This window comes from uncultured Chitinophaga sp. (assembly GCF_902168175.1).
In the GTDB taxonomy this organism is placed as follows: domain Bacteria; phylum Bacteroidota; class Bacteroidia; order Chitinophagales; family Chitinophagaceae; genus Chitinophaga.
This window is the reverse complement of sequence record NZ_CABHOU010000092.1, coordinates 371,115-387,526: the sequence shown is the minus strand read 5'-3', so window position 1 is coordinate 387,526 and position 16,412 is coordinate 371,115. Positions and strand designations below refer to the sequence as shown.

Sequence of the window (16,412 nt, the reverse complement as noted above, 5' to 3'; positions counted from 1 at the left end):
GGCTGGGTTGATAAATTGCCTGGAGGCAGGAATGTTTGAAGGCTGAAATGAGGAATGCCGGCAGACTGGCAGCGTTGATAATGCCCTTATATTTCAAGAGGTAAGGCCTTACGGTTTTAAAATAGTTTAAAAACATCGCCAACGCTCTTTACAGGGGATAAAACGTATCGCCGGTCCGCCTGCGATGGCGTCCGCATAAATAGCCGGTTAAAACAATGGTTGCAGGCAGCACCAGGAATACCACACAAAGGCCGTACAGCAGCACCTCACCCACGGCAGGCAGACCGCTGCCCTCCGCTCCGTGATAACCTTGTATTTCCACCAACGGCTTCAGTAAAAGCCTCCATTCTGTATTCATGATGACTGCATTTATCGTTTATACGTGAAACTGCTCCTTGATATTCTCCGTTACCACCCGTCCATCGAACAGGTTCACGATGCGATGGGCAAAACCGGCGTCGTAGGGAGAGTGGGTTACCATGATCATGGTAGTACCGGCGTTGTTCAATTCCTGCAACAGTTTCATCACTTCTTCACCGTTGGTAGAGTCGAGGTTACCCGTGGGCTCATCCGCCAGTATCAGGTTGGGGCGGGCTACCACCGCGCGGGCAATGGCCACGCGCTGCTGCTGGCCACCCGACAGCTGTTGCGGGAAGTGGTTACGGCGGTGCATGATGCTCATACGTTCCAGCACCTCTTCCACCTTCTTTTTACGATCGGCGGCAGGCACTTTCAGGTACAGCAGTGGCAACTCCACATTCTCGAATACCGTAAGTTCGTCGATGAGGTTAAAACTCTGGAACACGAAGCCGATCGCGCCTTTACGTAACTGCGCGCGCTGGCGTTCGCTCATGCGGGCTACCTCTTTTCCCCAGAAATGATAATCGCCGTCGGTAGGGTTATCCAGCAAGCCAAGGATGTTCAGCAGGGTAGATTTACCACATCCCGAAGGACCCATAATGGCCACAAACTCGCCATCCTGGATTTCCATATTGATACCGTTGAGTGCTGTTGTTTCCACTTCTTCGGTTGCAAACATCTTTTGTAAATTGACTGTTCTGATCATGACTTCATTTTTATGAATGATAGGGGGTAGATGTGAGTATCTAATTTATTAAAATGATAAAACTTCTTTATCGCCATAATTCTCGTACGAGGAGGTAATTACCTGTTCGCCAGGCTGCAAACCATCCAGCACCTCGAAGTACAGCGGGTTTTTACGGCCCAGGGATATCTGGCGCTTCACAGCTTTTTTACCGCTCTTATCCACCACGTACACCCAGTTGCCACCCGTATCGGAGAAGAAACCACCCATGGGCAGCAACACCGCTTCCGATGATTTACCCAGTTCCAGGTGGATAGGGGTACTTTGACCACGGCGTATACCTTCCGGCGTTTTGCCGTCGAATACCATATCTACTTCAAAACGGCCGCTCTTTACTTCAGGATACACCTTCGCGATCATCAGCGTATTTTCTTTTCCGTTAAACTCGAAGTTAGCTTTCAGGCCTACATATACGCGGGAAATATAGTGTTCGTCGATTTCCGCACGCAGTTTAAAACCGTCCATATCATCGATCTGGCCAATGTTTTGTCCGGCAGTAATGCTCGATCCTACTTCCACATTGATAGAAGAAAGCTGGCCACTTACCGGGGCACGCACCACCAGGTTGGCGAGGTTGCTTTTCATCATTTGCAGGTTACGCTGCGTACGCTCGATGGTAGCCTCGAGCTGTATGATTTGCAGACGGCTGTTCTCTTCCTGGTACTTCTGCGATTGTACTTCAATTTCGCGGTTACGCTTCAACTTCTCAAAATCTCTTTTTGATTTAAGAAAGTCCGACTCAGCGATCACTTTATCCTTAAACAGGCTTGAGTTACGATCGTACACATCTTTTGCCTGATCGAGGGTGTAATCGAGGTCGCTCAGGGTTTTATCCAGGGTAAAGCGATCTTGTTTCAGGCGCAGGCGGGTGTTTTGCAGCTCGTTAATGAGGCGGTACATTTCCGTTTCGCGGTTTACGAATTCCATTAACAGGCGCTGATTATCGAGGCGCAGGATAGAATCTCCCTTTTTAACCATGCTCCCCCCGTCGAGGTACTTTTGCATTACATAACCACCCTCAATAGCATCCAGGCGGATGGTTTTGAGCGGTTGCACTACTGCGGTTACCACGATATAAACATCAAACGTGCCCTTAGTGACGGTTGATACGGTTACTTTGTCTTTTTCAACATTGAGCCTGGAACGGTGATCGGCAAATATGAGCTGGTAAGCCAGCAGTAGGACCACCAGCGTACTACCGCCTATTATCATGATGCGTTTTTTGTTCCAGAACTTCTTTTCAATTTTTCTGTCCATGCAGTGTAAGTTTGCACCCAGCAATTTCCAATCCATATGCCAAACAGCTATTCCCTTTACCATGGCTGTTTCCGGCAAAATACATCTGATAAAAACGTCCTGTGCCGGACGCGCAGTGTTCGTTTCCGGACATTTGCCCATGGCTGATGGAGGAGGGTAAGAAAATATTGAGTGCCAGCAAATCTTTATTTATATTGCTTTACAGCCCGGATAGCGGGCTGCCTGCCATTCATCCGCAATAACGGGAACATTGTTTGCAGTTCCTGCATTAACCTAAAGAGATAATAACAACTATGCTGCAAGGAAAAATTCTTATAGTAGATGACGATACCGACGTACTGCGTGCTGCCAGGCTGTTGTTAAAACGCCATTTCGCACAGGTCGACTTTGAAAAGAATCCCCAGAAAATCCCATACCTCGTTACCAATTTCGACTACGATGTAATTCTACTCGATATGAACTTTACCCGCGACCTGAGTACGGGTAAGGAAGGTTTTGAATGGCTTGACAGGATACTGGACATCAATCCCAAAGCCTCGGTAGTGTTATTTACAGCCTATGGCGATGTGGAAATGGCCGTACGTGCTATAAAAGCCGGTGCGGTAGATTTTGTACTAAAGCCCTGGGAAAACGAGAAGCTGCTGGCCACCATGCAAAAAGCATTCGAGGCCCGGCAAAGCGATGGTGCCGACAAAACCATAGCCGCACCTGCCGCCAACAACAACCTTATCAGTGTTAGTAAAGCCATGCAGGACATACTGGACACGGCCGAACGCGTGGCCGCTACCGATGCGAATGTGCTGATACTTGGCGAGAACGGTACCGGTAAAGACCTGCTGGCGAGGCATATTCACCAGTTATCATTAAGGAAAGATAAATCGTTCGTAAGCGTAGACCTTGGCGCCCTCAGCGAAAGCCTCTTCGAAAGCGAACTATTTGGCCATACAAAAGGTGCCTTTACCGATGCCCGTGAAGACAGGACCGGCCGTTTCGAAGAAGCCAATGGCGGCACTATCTTCCTGGACGAGATCGGGAATATTTCGCTCCCTTTCCAGGCGAAGCTGCTCACCGTGCTACAGAACCGTTCCGTTACCCGCGTGGGTTCCAACAAATCGGTGCCGGTAAACGTACGCCTCGTTTGTGCTACCAATCGTAACATCACACAAATGGCTTCGCAGTACCTGTTTCGGCAGGACTTACTGTACCGCATCAACACCATCGAAATAAACCTGCCCGCATTACGCGATCGTACGGAAGATATTGTGCCGCTGGCGGAATACTTCCTGGGCATGTACCGCAAGAAATATAACCGTCCCGTTGCATTCCTGCACGACACTTTAGTGCAGCAAATGGAACAGTACGAGTGGCCGGGCAACATCCGGGAACTGCAGCACGCCATTGAACGTGCCGTTATTCTCTCGCAGGGCAAAACACTCATGCCCAAAGATGTGTTTATGAAGAACAATGCGGCCAGCGGCAACGAGAAACTAAACACCGGTTATAATCTCGAAGAGATGGAGCAAAACATGATTAACCAGGCACTGAAAAAATGTAGTGGCAATATAACCGAAGCAGCCAGGGAGTTGGGATTGAGTAGGGCGGCCTTATACCGTCGCATGGAAAAATATAACATCTGATAGTGAACAGGTTCAGTTTAAATATTCTCTTTCGGATAACAGCACTTTCCATCACCGTAGCATTGGGCGTATGGTTCCTGCTGCAGCACATGTATTTCCTGGCGGGTTGCATGCTGCCTTTGCTGGCCATACAGATATACGGCCTGTATTACTACCTCAACCGTGTTAACCGCAAACTCACGCTGTTCTTAGAATCGATCCGTTACGAAGATTTCAGCATCCGGTTTAGTGCGGATAATAAAATGGGCAAAAGCTTCAGCGCACTTAACCACCAGTTTAACGAGGTACTGGAAGCGTTCCGCCAAACACGCGCCGAACGCGAAGCAAGTCTGAAGTACATCGACACCATCATTCAACACATTAGCGTAGGTATACTCTCCTTCGACAACGATGGCAAAATTGAATTGATCAACCCGGCGGCCTTTCGACTGTTAGGCATTTACCGCCTGCGTTACATCGATGAGTTAAAACATACACATCCCGAGTTACCTGAGCTGATGTTATACCTGCAGGCCGGGCACAAAAGCCTGTTCGGCACGCAAAACGGGCAGCAGCTTTCCATAAATGCGGCCAGTGTAAGGTTACAGGGCCGGCTGGTAAAACTCATCTCTATCCAGAACATTCATGCCGAACTGCAGCGAAAAGAACTGGAAGCCTGGCAAAACCTTACCAAGATCCTGCGTCACGAAATCATGAACTCCATTACGCCCATAGTATCGTTGATTGGTACAATGAAGGATATCGTGGAGTACGATATAGCCGCCGGCACACCTGGTCCTGAAGCCGTGGAAGATTTAAAAGAAGCCCTGCAAACGGTAGAGAGCCGCAGCAAAGGCATTATGAATTTCGTAAATGCCTACCGCGACTACACCACACTGCCCGAGCCACAGTTTACACAGGTAAGCCTTAAAACCCTTATCGCCTCCGTTAGTAACCTGCTGCAGTCGGATATGCGTGCCGCCGGCATCACGTACCACGCGGGCGTATCGCCCGAAAATATAGAGGTACATGCCGATGCGGCACAGTTGCAAATGGTACTCATCAACCTGGTAAAAAATGCCATGGACGCGCTGGAACATACAGACAAACCACTCATCAACATAAAAGGATATATCAGTAGTACCCAGCAGGTATGTATTGAAATAGCAGACAATGGCCCTGGTATTGAGCAGGAAGCGCTTGAGCGGATCTTTATTCCCTTCTTTACTACCAAGAAAAAAGGCTCCGGTATTGGCCTTAGCCTGTCGCAACAGATCATACAAATGCACGGCGGGCAGCTGAAAGTGGTGAGTCCGCCTGCAGCCGGTACAACGTTTTATGTATTGCTTAATAGCTAAATAGTCTGTAAGTTGCGCTTACTCGACCGTTCCTTATGAGAAAAAAAATCTGGGGGCTACTGTATTTCATTGTGCTGGCAATCGATATGCTGGCCATTGCTGTAGATCTTCCCTATCCACGTTATATTACCAAGCCATTACTGATGGTTTTGCTGGCCTTTCACTATTGGTCGGATGCTATTAATCTGCAACAACCTGTACGTAATCTCATTTTTGCCGCGCTCATCTTTTCCTGGTGGGGCGATATTTTGCTCATGTTTGAACACGACAGTAATTTGTTTTTTATCAGTGGATTGATATGTTTCCTGCTGGCACATCTGGCCTATACTGCTTTCTTCCTGAAAGTAGAACACGATGAGTACTTCGTTAAACCACGACACATCACCTGGACCTGCCTCTCCCTCGTATATGCCATCGGGTTATTGTACCTTTTGTATCCCAATATGGCCGAGTTGCGGGTGCCCGTTACCATTTACGCACTGGTCATTACTTTCATGCTTTTATCGTCTATCTACGCCTTTGCGTTCAAGAATTCGCTGGGTGCATTTCTTTGTATACTGGGTGCCGTGCTCTTCGTATTATCCGACACGCTGCTGGCCGTTCGTAAGTTTTACACCCCTAATTCCATAGCCGGTATAGGGGTGATGTTTACCTATGGCCTGGCACAGTGGTGTTTAGTAGAAGGAAGCCTGAAGCATATGAAAAGCTAAGCTTTTTTACAAGGGGGAACATTTTTTGCCTTCTCTGCCGTAATTTTGGACACATATGCAAAAGACAGACTTTCTCGTAGTAGGCTCAGGCATAGCAGGGTTAACATATGCCCTGAAGGTTGCAGAACAATGCCCGGATAAAAAGATCACCATCATCACCAAAACCCGGGAGGATGAAACCAATACCAAGTATGCACAGGGCGGCGTTGCCGTGGTAAACGATCTTGAGAATGATAGTTTCGAAAAGCATATTGATGATACACTCATTGCCGGCGACGGTCTCTGTAACGAAAAGATCGTCGAGATCGTCGTAAAAGAAGGCCCCGAACGTGTTAACGAGATTATAGAATGGGGCGCTAACTTCGACCGCAATCCCGGCGGCGATCTGTCACTGGGCCGCGAAGGAGGTCACTCCGAATTCAGGGTTATCCACCACAAAGACGTTACTGGTAAAGAAATAGAACGCGCCTTGCTGGAAGCCATCCGCAGGCGCCCGAACATAGAAGTGATCACCCATTGCTTCGTGGTAGACCTTATTACGCAACACCACCTGGGTTTCCTGGTAACCAAATCGACCCTCGATATTGAATGTTACGGTGTGTACGTGCTCAACCTCCAGACCAATAAAATCGAAAAGATACTGAGCCGCATTACCCTGCTGGCAACAGGTGGCAATGGGCAGGTGTACCGCAGCACCACCAACCCGGTAATTGCTACCGGCGATGGGGTGGCGATGGTTTACAGGGCCAAGGGCAGGATAGAGAATATGGAGTTCATCCAGTTTCATCCCACCGCTTTATTCCAGCCCGGCACTAATCCATCGTTCCTGATCACAGAAGCAGTACGTGGTGATGGTGGCATATTGCGGAATAAGAATGGTGAGGACTTTATGCACAAGTACGACGAGCGTCTTTCGCTCGCTCCGCGCGATGTTGTTGCCCGCGCCATCGACAGTGAGATGAAGATTACCGGTACCGAACATGTATACCTCGACTGCCGGCATATGGATTTCGATAAATTCATCGATCACTTCCCCAACATTTATGAAAAGTGTAAATCGATAGGGATTGATATAACGAAAGATATGATACCCGTTGCTCCAGCTGCCCACTACAGCTGCGGCGGTATTAAAACCGACGAATGGGGCCACACCTCCATCCGTAACCTGTTTGCTTCGGGCGAATGTGCCAGCACAGGTTTGCACGGCGCCAACCGCCTGGCCTCCAACAGCCTGCTCGAAGCCATGGTATTTGCGCACCGCAGCTTCGTTAAAGCAGTAGAAGAAATAGATAAAACCAGCATTAAAGCAGATGTGCCCGACTGGGATGCCAGCGGTACTACCGCTCCAAAAGAAATGATCCTGATTACCCAGAGCCTGAAAGAACTGAAGCAGGTCATGAGTGATTACGTAGGTATTGTGCGCAGCAATACGCGTATACAACGTGCGTTGAAGCGGTTGGATATATTACACGAGGAAACAGAAGACCTCTACGAGCAAACAGCCGTATCGCCACAACTGTGCGAACTTCGTAACCTTATTACTGTTGGGTACCTTATTGTTAAAAGCGCAGCCTTCCGTAAAGAGAGCCGGGGCCTGCATTTCAATACTGACTATCCGTACAAGAGCGAGCTTGTACAGAATATAATCTTGTAAATAAAGCGGAGCAAGCTTCTCCCGTAACTGAGTGTGTATGTATTACCTGATGATGTTCGTTTCGTACGGTTTTTCCCTGCTGCCATTTCCAGTATTATACCTGTTCAGCGACTTTCTTTATGTAATGATGTATTATGTGGTCGCTTACCGGAAAAGGACCGTATTCGAAAACCTGCGTAAATCTTTCCCTGAAAAAACGGAGCAGGAGATCACACACCTTGCCAGAACGTATTTCCACAATCTTACCGACATGATGGTAGAAACCATGAAGCTGCTGACCATGAGCAAAGCGGAGTTGCAAAAACGCTTCAAGTGTGACCTCACTGTATTACAGGAACTTTATAAAACAGGCAGGAGCTGCCAGCTACACCTGGGTCACAATTTCAACTGGGAATGGGCGAACCTGTTTTGTATGCAGGGTGTCGATTATCCTTTCCTGGTGGTGTATATGCCGCTGGCGAGCAAGCCCGCCGACCGCATGTTTCGCCACTTCCGCGAAAAGTTCGGCAGCATCCTTATATCTGCTAAAGATATGCGCAATGCCATGGCGCGATGGCACGATAAACAATACCTTATTGCACTGGTAGCCGACCAAAACCCCGGCAAACGCCGCCGTGCCTTCTGGTTCGACTTCCTCCACCAAAAAACATTGTTCTACAAAGGCCCCGAAATGTCGGCCAGGCGGAACGATATACCAGTCGTGTTTGTTGACATCCGTAAAATAAAAAGGGGCTACTACGAAGCCAGACTGGAACTGGCTTACGACCACCCCGCGCAAACGCAGGAACGGGAGATTACAGGCCACTTTGTGAACTACCTGGAAAAGAACATACGCGAGCAGCCAGAGGGCTGGGTTTGGAGCCACCGCCGCTGGAAACACCAATATATTCCGGGAGAAACGGAAGTGTAACTCATTAAAAAGCCCCGACGACTGCCGGGGCTTTTTCTATCGCGCATGCATCCTCAAACAGTTGGGATCTTCAGCTTTTGGCCGGGGTGAATAAGATTTGGATCTTTGATCTGATCTTTATTTGCCTCGAATATATCTTTCCAGGAAACACCCGGATAGTTCTTCGCAATTTTGCTCAGGTTGTCGCCAGACTTCACTTCATATTCCGATGTTTGGCCGGCCGCTCCCTCTGCCAGGCTGATGTTTAATACAATGTCGGAAGCACGGTATTCCGGGTCCAGCTTTTCGAAAGCTGTCCATACCTGATCTTTAGCGGCGGTGCTGGGCGCAGTACCGGTAATATACAGCACGCCTTCCTGCTCGGTAGCCTGTAAGTTGGCTACACCGGCGCTGTTTGCCTGCAGAATAATATCTGCATACTTATCTTTTAAAGCCATGGGATTACATTTAAATAGTTTACAGTATTATTTCTTCACGGTGAGGTTATTGATCACTTTTTTGGGTTTAGACTGATCGGCTGCCTGCCTGGCTTTCTTAAGATCGTCTTTAGTTACTTCACCGGCCAGCGTTACTTCTCCATTTATTACCGTTACGGTTACGCCGGTAATGCCAGAAGCATTAAGCGATGAATCTACGCTCATACGGATTTTATCGTCCGGGCTAATTTCTACTGGCGGTGGCGGGGGGGCAAGTACTTCTGCAGGAGTTACTACAATGTTATTGGTTACCGACTTTACCCCTTTAACAGATTTGGCGCCATCCTCCGCAGCAGTTCTGGTGGCATCGTCCGGCACTTCGCCGCTGAGGGTTACAACTCCCTTAGCTACATCTGCAGTAGCGGTAGGGGCACTGGCTGCCAGTTTTTCTGAAACCTCCTGTTTGATCTTAGTGTCATTAGGACCGCAGGAAACAAGCCCGATCGTGATAAGACAGGCGAATAAAATGGATCTGTTTTTCATGGTGAATTTTTATAACTAGGAAACAAATCACGAGCCAGAGAGTTCAATTTTACTTGTTTAAATAATTGTTGCGCAGATGTATATAGAATATAAAATAATTAATATATTTGTGATATAATTGATTCTTACATACGTATCTGATTCATGAGCATGCAATAAAAAGCAGGACCAATAGCTAGTCCTGCTTTTTCTATTAATTTGAGGTGATGCACTTTTAGTTCAGCACGTTCTTTTCCTGAACGGTTTCGATGCCTTTGGTTTCTTTCAACTTACCATAACCGCCTGCAACATTACGCAGGTTGTGTATACCTTCCCTTTTCAGCAAAGAGCAGGCAATTACGCTACGGTAACCGCCGGCGCAATGTACGTATAGGTTGTGATTGTCTTCGAAATCGCCCAGGTTACCGGGGTCGGCCATATCACTTAAAGTTAAGTTGATAGCGGCTGTCAGGTGACCATCCGCAAACTCCGCGGGTTTACGAACATCTACTACCACCAGCTGAGGATCGTGTGGAATGTCCATCGCCAGTTCATCCGGATCGATAGTGATAATAAGGTCGATGCGCTCACCAGCTGCCTGCCAGGCTTCAAATCCGCCGGCCAGGAAACCTTCCACCTTATCCAGTCCCACGCGGGCAAGGCGAATGATCGTTTCTTCTTCCTTACCCTGATCGGTAACTAACACCATTGGCAGGTCGAAAGGCAACAGGCTGCCGGCCCATTCTGCAAAACGGCCTTCGAGGCCAATGCTGATGGAACCTGGTACAAAACCTTCGGTAAAGAGGTTCGCATTGCGGGTATCCAATATTACCGCGCCGTCTTTCACTTTCTTTTTGAAGTCGGGGATAGATAACGCCACATTCGCTTTTTCCATCACGTTATTCAGCGCGTCGTAACCTTCTTTATTAATTTTTGCGTTGATGGGGAAGTACTGGGGCGGAGTGGCCAGGCCAGTAGTCAGTTCCCGTATGAAAGCGCCTTTATCTTCCGCTTTCAATGCATAGTTCGTATTCTTCTCTTCACCAATAGTACTGGAAGTGTTTGGCCCCAGGTTTTTGCCACAAGCCGATCCGGGCCCGTGCGCCGGGTATACCAGTACGTTATCGCCCAGTGTTTTGATCTTGTTCTGCAATGAATCAAACAGCATAGCTGCCAGCTCTTCCTTTTCAAGGTTACCGCTAAACAGGTCGGGACGGCCCACATCACCCACAAAAAGGGTGTCGCCCGTAAACACAGCATGGTCGGCACCGCTTTCATCCTTTAACAGGTAGCAGGTACTTTCCAGTGTATGCCCTGGCGTATGTAGTGCAGTGATCGTTAATTTTCCGATGTTAAACACCTCGCCATCGGCAGCTTTATGAAAATCGAAGCCCGCTACGGTATCGGGGCCGTATACGATCGGCGCTTTAGTGGCAGCGGCAAGGTCGAGGTGACCGGAAACGAAGTCGGCGTGAAAGTGTGTCTCAAAGATGTATTTAATGGTGGCATTGCGTTCCTTCGCCAGATCGAGATAAACCTCAATATCGCGTAAAGGATCTATTACGGCTGCTACACCGTCAGATTCAATAAAATATGCAGCTTCTGACAGGCAGCTCGTATATAACTGCTTAATGAACATGGTTTTTGATTTTCACAAAGTTAATAAATCTCCCCCGGAACGCCCCGGGAGGCATGAAGTTACGAATAAACCCTATGCGGGGATATGAGTAAAATCAATACACCCATAGGCAGCCCAAAACAAAAAAGGCCCTCTCACCGGAGTGAGAAAGCCTTCAATATGTTTGGCCCCGCAGAAAGCGGTTTCGAAAAAGATATTAACCTACCAACTCTTCAACAAACTTAGCTACTTCAGCTATGCGTTGCTTGTTGATGGTATAATGGATAAACTTGCCATCACGCTCTGTGATAACGATACCTGCTCTTCTGAGGATCGCCAGGTGCTGCGAAGCAACCGACTGCTCAAGGCGTAATTTTACGTAGATCTCAGTTACAGTCATGCGTTTGTGATCTTCCAACAGTTTGATCATCTGCTGGCGCAGCTTATGGTTGATGGCCCTCAGTACCATTGCTGCCTTTTTAACGGCAATGTAATCCAATTTGATCTGATCTTTTTCATTGTTACCCCTAGAAATAATAAGAGTATTAGAAGAGGTAGTTAATAATGTTTTTTCCATCGCAAAATAATTTTAAATAATAATGAAATGACAGGGATCAACGGACAGTAAAAACGCGACTGTTAGAAAACAATCTCGGATATTGATTACACAAAATTATAATATTACTCACAATAAAAAAAATTTCTATACCTTCTTTTTTAATATATAAGCCCGAATACTTGCCAAAATCGCATGTTTTGACAATTTCATGACTTTGGGGAATAGTACTTATTTGCTACCCGGATGGAAAAAGGCTTTCAGGTAATGAGGGGCAAAATAGGCAAGGTCTTCGAAGTCATTATTAATGAATGACTTATCAGCTAAAGTTGCCATATGTGCAACAGAAATCTCGTATTGGGGGAATTTTGCGTTGGGCTGGCCCTCCATTAAAGGTTGCCATTTGGGGGTGCCATCGCCAAAAAAGTATATTTCGTGTGTGCTTAACCAGGTGTTATAAGATGATGCATCCAGCACCAGTGGCTGCGGCGCAAGCAAAGGAGTTAACTGCGCATCGTAAACCGCTGTAAATACTTCCATCCTGCGCGCATCTATCATTGGGCAATACAGGCTGTTAGTATTGCCCATGGCTGTGATGAGGCCGTTGGCCATCATCTTTAATGTACTTACCGCGATCAAAGGTTTCTTCCAGGCGTAACAAAGTCCTTTCGCTGTGGCCGCGCTTACACGAAGTCCTGTATAAGAACCCGGCCCTGCGCTTACGGCAATAGCATCAAGAGAAGCGGCGGTAATACCGGCAGTTTGCAGTATTTCCTGCACGAATAAAGGAAGCTTTGCCGCATGGTCCTTCTGTTCGGCATTCCTGATGGTATGCAGTACCTCTCCGTCTTTAGCAAGACAAACTGAACCTATGCTGGTTGCGGTATCAATGTTAAGTATCAGTGCCAATCTCTTCCCTGTTGGCTGCAAGCGATTTCATATACTGGAAATATTCGGCCTGCAGTAGTTCACAAATCTTGTATCGTTCCTGGCCCGTTTCTCTGTAAACAGCCTGTAGTACTTCGTACACCTGCTGAATACCTATCTTTTCGCACCACTCGAACGGGCCATAAGGGTAATTGGTACCCAGTTTCATTGAAATATCAATATCCCCGCGACTGGCCACCTGCTGTTCCGCGGCATAATAAGCCTCATTAATGATCATGCTTACCACACGTGGCGTAACCATTCCTGCCTGGTCGCCTACAATTTCGTAGGTCCATCCCAGTTGCTGCATTGCCTGTTGCAGGCGCTGCTGCTGTTCGGAAAAGGCGAGCGTAATTTCTTTTACCTTCATGCCCATGAACCCAGGCAGCAGATTGCAGCCTATTACATTTAGTGCCACGTTACCTGCAGCCTCAGCCTTCAGCATTCTCCAGGAGCTTTTTACCATACTACCCAACACCGTTATGTGGGGGAAGTCGCGGTAAACTGCCGCCCGCCGCGGATGCTCATCGAAAGTAAGGTCAATAACCAGTTGGTGATGTTCCCAATCGCGCACTTCGGAAAGCAGCGCTTTCCATTCCATTCCTACCTCACCTGCTGTTTGCTTCCATTCCTCCCAACGCCGCTCGTCGCCAATGACAAGGATGTTCATGCGCTAAATTTTGAAGGTAAGATCGATTTGGTGTATATGCCTATTTTACGGCAATCATAGATATTTCAACGCTCACGCCTTTAGGCAAACCTGCCACCTGTACTGTTTCGCGGGCAGGGTAATTGCCTTCGAAGTACTGTCCGTAAACTTCGTTAATCTGCGCAAAGTCGGCCATATCCATAATAAAGATGGTACTCTTTACCACATCGCTGAAGGTCATACCGGCTTCGGTAAGGATGGCGCGCAGGTTCTGCATAACCAGGTGCGATTCTGCCACCACATCTCCCTTCTTCACTTCATTAGTTACCGGGTCTATTGCCACCTGGCCGGAGATGTAAAGCGTATTACCCGCTTTTATCGCCTGGTTGTAGGGACCGATAGGCGCCGGGGCCTTATCTGTTTTAATGATCTGTTTTTCCATAATATCGCAAAAATAACATGTTCACGGCGGCTTTCCATGCATTTTTAGTCTATGTTTTTACATGCACCTGTGGAAAGTCGCAGTTCGCAGTACCATTAAATTTATCTTAATTTGCAATTGATTATTCTCGTAAACGATCCCAATTTAGCCTTAGTCAATTAAGAAAGATTCTTGTCCTTAACCCGGCCGAATACCGAATACTAATATGCGAGTTAACAGCCAAAACGGATTTTCACTTAAGTATGCCTGGTTTGTACTGGTAAAACTTTACATTGCCCTGTTCATCTTCAGTGCTACGTTTTTCTTATTGTTTATTACCCCGGCTTTAGCACCAGGGTTATGGCCTTACCTGTTAAGCTGTGCCGGTATTATCCTGTACATGCTTACTGCACAGTCCGAAAACTTCCGCCTGGTAACAAAAGTCAGCATTCAGCCAATCGCTCTTTTATTATCGCTGATAATGGCGCTTTCGTTGTTCGTGGTGCGCGACATACTCATCAAACTTATACCCCTGCCCTCCTTTGAGGCCGTTAACTTCTCCTCCGTGCGTATCGACTCGGTGCCTGCCATTATCGGCTCTGTATTTCTGCTTCCATTGCTGGAAGAAGTACTTTTCAGGGGCATTATACTTGAGGCGCTGTCCAAAAAATATCCACCTTCCTTTGCATTGGTGCAGTCGTCCGTAATTTATGCTGTGGCCACACTTAACCCGGTATACATTATTCCCAACTTCCTGCTTGCTATGTTATGCGGGCTCTTTTACTTAAAACTCCGCGACCTCTGCATACCTGTCTTTATACATATGGCGGGCCATATTGCGATGGCGTTTGTAATGGCAAAGGGGCATGCAGGACTGGCAGAGCTGTTGGGGAAAGGAGGTTTGCACTTTTCCATGGTATTAGCCGCCTTCGTATTGCTACCCTTAGGCTATTACTTACTGGAAAGGGTAAACGAAGCAGGCCGGTTACCTGTTACTTTCCGAATAAGAGGCCGGCGAGTTTAGCATCGTGACCATACACATCATCGCGGAAGTTCAGCTGCCCCGAACTGCTTACCCATGCAGTAAAGTAGCCGATAAACACTGGTAGTTTGTACTTCAGCGTTACATACTGTTCCTTTGCGCTGTTCATGGCTGCATCTATCCTTTTCTCCGTCCAGCTGCTGTCGTTGCGAAGCAGGTAAATGGCCAGTTTTCGTGGTTCGGATATACGTATGCAACCATGGCTGAAAGAGCGTTTGGTTTCGGCAAACAGGCCTTTGGAGGGCGTATCGTGCAAATAGATATTGTATTCGTTCGGGAACAGGAATTTTACTTTTCCAAGAGAGTTGGCGCCGCCCGGCTTCTGGCGGATAATGTAAGGGAAGTTGCGGGCGGTGTATTTACTCCAGTTTATAGAAGATGGGCTAATCACGTTCCCACTGCCGCCGGCCACTTCCATATTATGCCGGGCAAGGTAGCTGGTGCTGCGTTTAATGCCGGGCAATACCTCACTTCCTAATATTCCGGGAGGCACGTTCCAGTAAGGACTAAACACCACATACTTCATTTCGCGGCTAAAAATCACCGTACTGTTAGCGGGCGTGCCTACCACCACGTTACTGCTCCAGGCCAGTTGGTCGTTTTCATACACGTGCATCCGGAATTCCGGGATGTTCACCAGTATGTAATTACCGCCCGGATCAACCGGCACCCAGCGAATGCGCTCCATGTTCACCAATATCTGGCGGATGCGTTTAGACAACGGAACATTCAGGGCATTGAGGGTAGATTGATTTATTTCACCGTTTACGGTAAGGCCGAAACGGGTTTGGAACGAACGGAGCGCACTGTCTAAAGCAACGGTGAACAATGGCGAATTCTCATTTTCTTTCAGATCGCCAAGCGCCGACAGCCTTGCTTTCACAGCACCAATAGCTTCCGCCGAATCACCCTTCTTATAGCTCTTCTTGTCTATTTTGATCGTATCCCATTTCGTTTTGCCTTCGAGTTCCGACAGCCTAGCGAGTTCGCGGCGCAGCAGGTTGTACTGGCGGTTAACAGGCTCTTTACCTGCAAGATCGCCCGGCTTGGCTGCCACTACTGAGTCCAGCAGGCTGCTCATATCCATCTTTTTTCTGGGGATGTACCACTCCAGGTCGCGCGCCTTGTCGGAGGTCATACCACCCCATGTTTTATTGGCGTACGAAAAAAAGCGTGATGTGAGCTGGATATCGGCGTGCGGCAGGGTTGTATCACCCGACCTTAACTTACCCTGTGCGGTAAGCGTGTCGAACAGCATCATGAGTGCCGAATCGGCAGCCCCAATACCATAGGAGGCATCCATCCCCATCATATTCAGGAAACTCCCGGCCTGCTCCGTAACGCCCGACTCATTGATCCACGCATAGTGGAAATTACGTTTGCGATAAAAGTCGCGGATGTAATCGGCGTACTGTGTATCGCGGGCCAGGTAATTGTTTAAAAGGTTACTGTCTAGCGTAAGTGAAATGTACTCCTCGCGCGTATAGTGCGTAGTATCCCTGATAGCAGCCTGTTTTTTAGGTGCGTTCTGCTGACAAGAAACCGCTACCATGGCGGTAAGCAAAAGAAGGAGTAATGAAGAACGTGTAATCATGTAAGATAGTCGTTAAAACGTAATAGCACTATATAACAGGGCCGGGGGCCTCTTAGT

General features: G+C 47.8%; 17 protein-coding genes. 6 read left to right on the top strand and 11 right to left on the bottom strand.

Annotation, left to right across the window (positions count from 1 at the left end):
• Positions 1 to 148 precede the first annotated feature (148 nt).
• The 3 genes from QZT80_RS20920 to QZT80_RS20910 are packed head-to-tail and all read right to left on the bottom strand — an operon-like array spanning position 149 to position 2,362.
• Complete coding sequence (locus QZT80_RS20920) at positions 149 to 358, bottom strand: hypothetical protein (RefSeq protein WP_295126743.1); 210 nt, start codon at positions 356 to 358, stop codon at positions 149 to 151.
• An 18-nt stretch (positions 359 to 376) separates the two neighbouring features.
• A complete protein-coding gene (locus QZT80_RS20915; RefSeq protein ID WP_295126740.1) occupies positions 377 to 1,066 on the bottom strand; it encodes an ABC transporter ATP-binding protein in 690 nt (229 codons plus the stop codon).
• A 48-nt stretch (positions 1,067 to 1,114) separates the two neighbouring features.
• Positions 1,115 to 2,362 (bottom strand): efflux RND transporter periplasmic adaptor subunit, encoded by a 1,248-nt coding sequence (locus QZT80_RS20910; RefSeq protein WP_295126737.1) that lies wholly within the window; start codon positions 2,360 to 2,362, stop codon positions 1,115 to 1,117.
• A 293-nt stretch (positions 2,363 to 2,655) separates the two neighbouring features.
• Here QZT80_RS20910 and QZT80_RS20905 point away from each other — a divergent pair, with 293 nt between their 5' ends.
• From QZT80_RS20905 to QZT80_RS20885, 5 genes are read left to right on the top strand one after another with little or no spacing between them, the layout of a single operon-like run.
• The gene (locus QZT80_RS20905) at positions 2,656 to 3,999 is read left to right on the top strand and encodes a sigma-54 dependent transcriptional regulator (RefSeq protein WP_295126734.1); all 1,344 of its coding nucleotides are present in this window, start codon (positions 2,656 to 2,658) and stop codon (positions 3,997 to 3,999) included.
• A gap of 2 nt (positions 4,000 to 4,001) precedes the next feature.
• Complete coding sequence (locus QZT80_RS20900; protein ID WP_295126731.1) at positions 4,002 to 5,336, top strand: ATP-binding protein; 1,335 nt, start codon at positions 4,002 to 4,004, stop codon at positions 5,334 to 5,336.
• A gap of 35 nt (positions 5,337 to 5,371) precedes the next feature.
• Complete coding sequence (locus QZT80_RS20895) at positions 5,372 to 6,046, top strand: lysoplasmalogenase (RefSeq protein ID WP_295126728.1); 675 nt, start codon at positions 5,372 to 5,374, stop codon at positions 6,044 to 6,046.
• A gap of 55 nt (positions 6,047 to 6,101) precedes the next feature.
• Positions 6,102 to 7,700, top strand: a complete 1,599-nt coding sequence (gene nadB / locus QZT80_RS20890) for an L-aspartate oxidase (RefSeq protein ID WP_295126725.1) — start codon at positions 6,102 to 6,104, stop codon at positions 7,698 to 7,700.
• Between the two features lie 37 nt (positions 7,701 to 7,737).
• The gene (locus tag QZT80_RS20885; protein WP_295126722.1) at positions 7,738 to 8,610 is read left to right on the top strand and encodes a lysophospholipid acyltransferase family protein; all 873 of its coding nucleotides are present in this window, start codon (positions 7,738 to 7,740) and stop codon (positions 8,608 to 8,610) included.
• Positions 8,611 to 8,663: 53 nt separating this feature from the next.
• Here QZT80_RS20885 and QZT80_RS20880 read toward each other — a convergent pair whose 3' ends face one another.
• The 7 genes from QZT80_RS20880 to QZT80_RS20850 form a co-directional block, all read right to left on the bottom strand.
• Positions 8,664 to 9,047 (bottom strand): LysM peptidoglycan-binding domain-containing protein, encoded by a 384-nt coding sequence (locus QZT80_RS20880; protein WP_295126719.1) that lies wholly within the window; start codon positions 9,045 to 9,047, stop codon positions 8,664 to 8,666.
• A gap of 27 nt (positions 9,048 to 9,074) precedes the next feature.
• A complete protein-coding gene (locus QZT80_RS20875) occupies positions 9,075 to 9,569 on the bottom strand; it encodes a BON domain-containing protein (protein ID WP_295126717.1) in 495 nt (164 codons plus the stop codon).
• A 214-nt stretch (positions 9,570 to 9,783) separates the two neighbouring features.
• On the bottom strand, positions 9,784 to 11,187 hold the full coding sequence (locus QZT80_RS20870; RefSeq protein ID WP_295126714.1) for a rhodanese-like domain-containing protein: 1,404 nt from the start codon (positions 11,185 to 11,187) through the stop codon (positions 9,784 to 9,786).
• A 196-nt stretch (positions 11,188 to 11,383) separates the two neighbouring features.
• Positions 11,384 to 11,743 carry a helix-turn-helix transcriptional regulator gene (locus QZT80_RS20865; protein WP_248077696.1) on the bottom strand — a complete coding sequence of 120 codons (360 nt, stop codon included), beginning with the start codon at positions 11,741 to 11,743 and terminating at the stop codon, positions 11,384 to 11,386.
• A 210-nt stretch (positions 11,744 to 11,953) separates the two neighbouring features.
• Positions 11,954 to 12,631, bottom strand: coding sequence for a tRNA (adenosine(37)-N6)-threonylcarbamoyltransferase complex dimerization subunit type 1 TsaB (gene tsaB / locus QZT80_RS20860; RefSeq protein ID WP_295126709.1), 678 nt, complete (start codon positions 12,629 to 12,631; stop codon positions 11,954 to 11,956).
• Entirely contained in the window at positions 12,615 to 13,319 is a 705-nt protein-coding gene (locus tag QZT80_RS20855; RefSeq protein ID WP_295126706.1) for a 3-hydroxyacyl-CoA dehydrogenase family protein, read from the bottom strand. Before QZT80_RS20855 ends, tsaB begins: the two co-directional genes overlap by 17 nt.
• Positions 13,320 to 13,359: 40 nt before the next feature.
• Complete coding sequence (locus tag QZT80_RS20850) at positions 13,360 to 13,740, bottom strand: RidA family protein (protein ID WP_295126703.1); 381 nt, start codon at positions 13,738 to 13,740, stop codon at positions 13,360 to 13,362.
• Between the two features lie 205 nt (positions 13,741 to 13,945).
• Between QZT80_RS20850 and QZT80_RS20845 the strand changes: the two genes are divergently transcribed.
• A complete protein-coding gene (locus QZT80_RS20845; protein WP_295126700.1) occupies positions 13,946 to 14,743 on the top strand; it encodes a type II CAAX endopeptidase family protein in 798 nt (265 codons plus the stop codon).
• On the opposite strand, the gene QZT80_RS20840 is transcribed toward QZT80_RS20845, so the two are convergent.
• Positions 14,712 to 16,355, bottom strand: coding sequence for a L,D-transpeptidase family protein (locus QZT80_RS20840; RefSeq protein ID WP_295126698.1), 1,644 nt, complete (start codon positions 16,353 to 16,355; stop codon positions 14,712 to 14,714). The genes QZT80_RS20845 and QZT80_RS20840 overlap by 32 nt on opposite strands.
• Positions 16,356 to 16,412: the final 57 nt, after the last annotated feature.

Coding starts and splice junctions, on each gene's coding strand:
- QZT80_RS20910 (WP_295126737.1), bottom strand. CDS start 2,362: ATGGACAGAAAAATTGAAAAGAAGTTCTGGAACAAAAAACGCATCATG.
- QZT80_RS20915 (WP_295126740.1), bottom strand. CDS start 1,066: ATGATCAGAACAGTCAATTTACAAAAGATGTTTGCAACCGAAGAAGTG.
- QZT80_RS20870 (WP_295126714.1), bottom strand. CDS start 11,187: ATGTTCATTAAGCAGTTATATACGAGCTGCCTGTCAGAAGCTGCATAT.
- QZT80_RS20840 (WP_295126698.1), bottom strand. CDS start 16,355: ATGATTACACGTTCTTCATTACTCCTTCTTTTGCTTACCGCCATGGTA.
- QZT80_RS20855 (WP_295126706.1), bottom strand. CDS start 13,319: ATGAACATCCTTGTCATTGGCGACGAGCGGCGTTGGGAGGAATGGAAG.
- QZT80_RS20885 (WP_295126722.1), top strand. CDS start 7,738: ATGTATTACCTGATGATGTTCGTTTCGTACGGTTTTTCCCTGCTGCCA.
- QZT80_RS20920 (WP_295126743.1), bottom strand. CDS start 358: ATGAATACAGAATGGAGGCTTTTACTGAAGCCGTTGGTGGAAATACAA.
- QZT80_RS20865 (WP_248077696.1), bottom strand. CDS start 11,743: ATGGAAAAAACATTATTAACTACCTCTTCTAATACTCTTATTATTTCT.
- QZT80_RS20905 (WP_295126734.1), top strand. CDS start 2,656: ATGCTGCAAGGAAAAATTCTTATAGTAGATGACGATACCGACGTACTG.
- nadB (WP_295126725.1), top strand. CDS start 6,102: ATGCAAAAGACAGACTTTCTCGTAGTAGGCTCAGGCATAGCAGGGTTA.
- QZT80_RS20850 (WP_295126703.1), bottom strand. CDS start 13,740: ATGGAAAAACAGATCATTAAAACAGATAAGGCCCCGGCGCCTATCGGT.
- QZT80_RS20880 (WP_295126719.1), bottom strand. CDS start 9,047: ATGGCTTTAAAAGATAAGTATGCAGATATTATTCTGCAGGCAAACAGC.
- QZT80_RS20895 (WP_295126728.1), top strand. CDS start 5,372: ATGAGAAAAAAAATCTGGGGGCTACTGTATTTCATTGTGCTGGCAATC.
- QZT80_RS20845 (WP_295126700.1), top strand. CDS start 13,946: ATGCGAGTTAACAGCCAAAACGGATTTTCACTTAAGTATGCCTGGTTT.
- QZT80_RS20875 (WP_295126717.1), bottom strand. CDS start 9,569: ATGAAAAACAGATCCATTTTATTCGCCTGTCTTATCACGATCGGGCTT.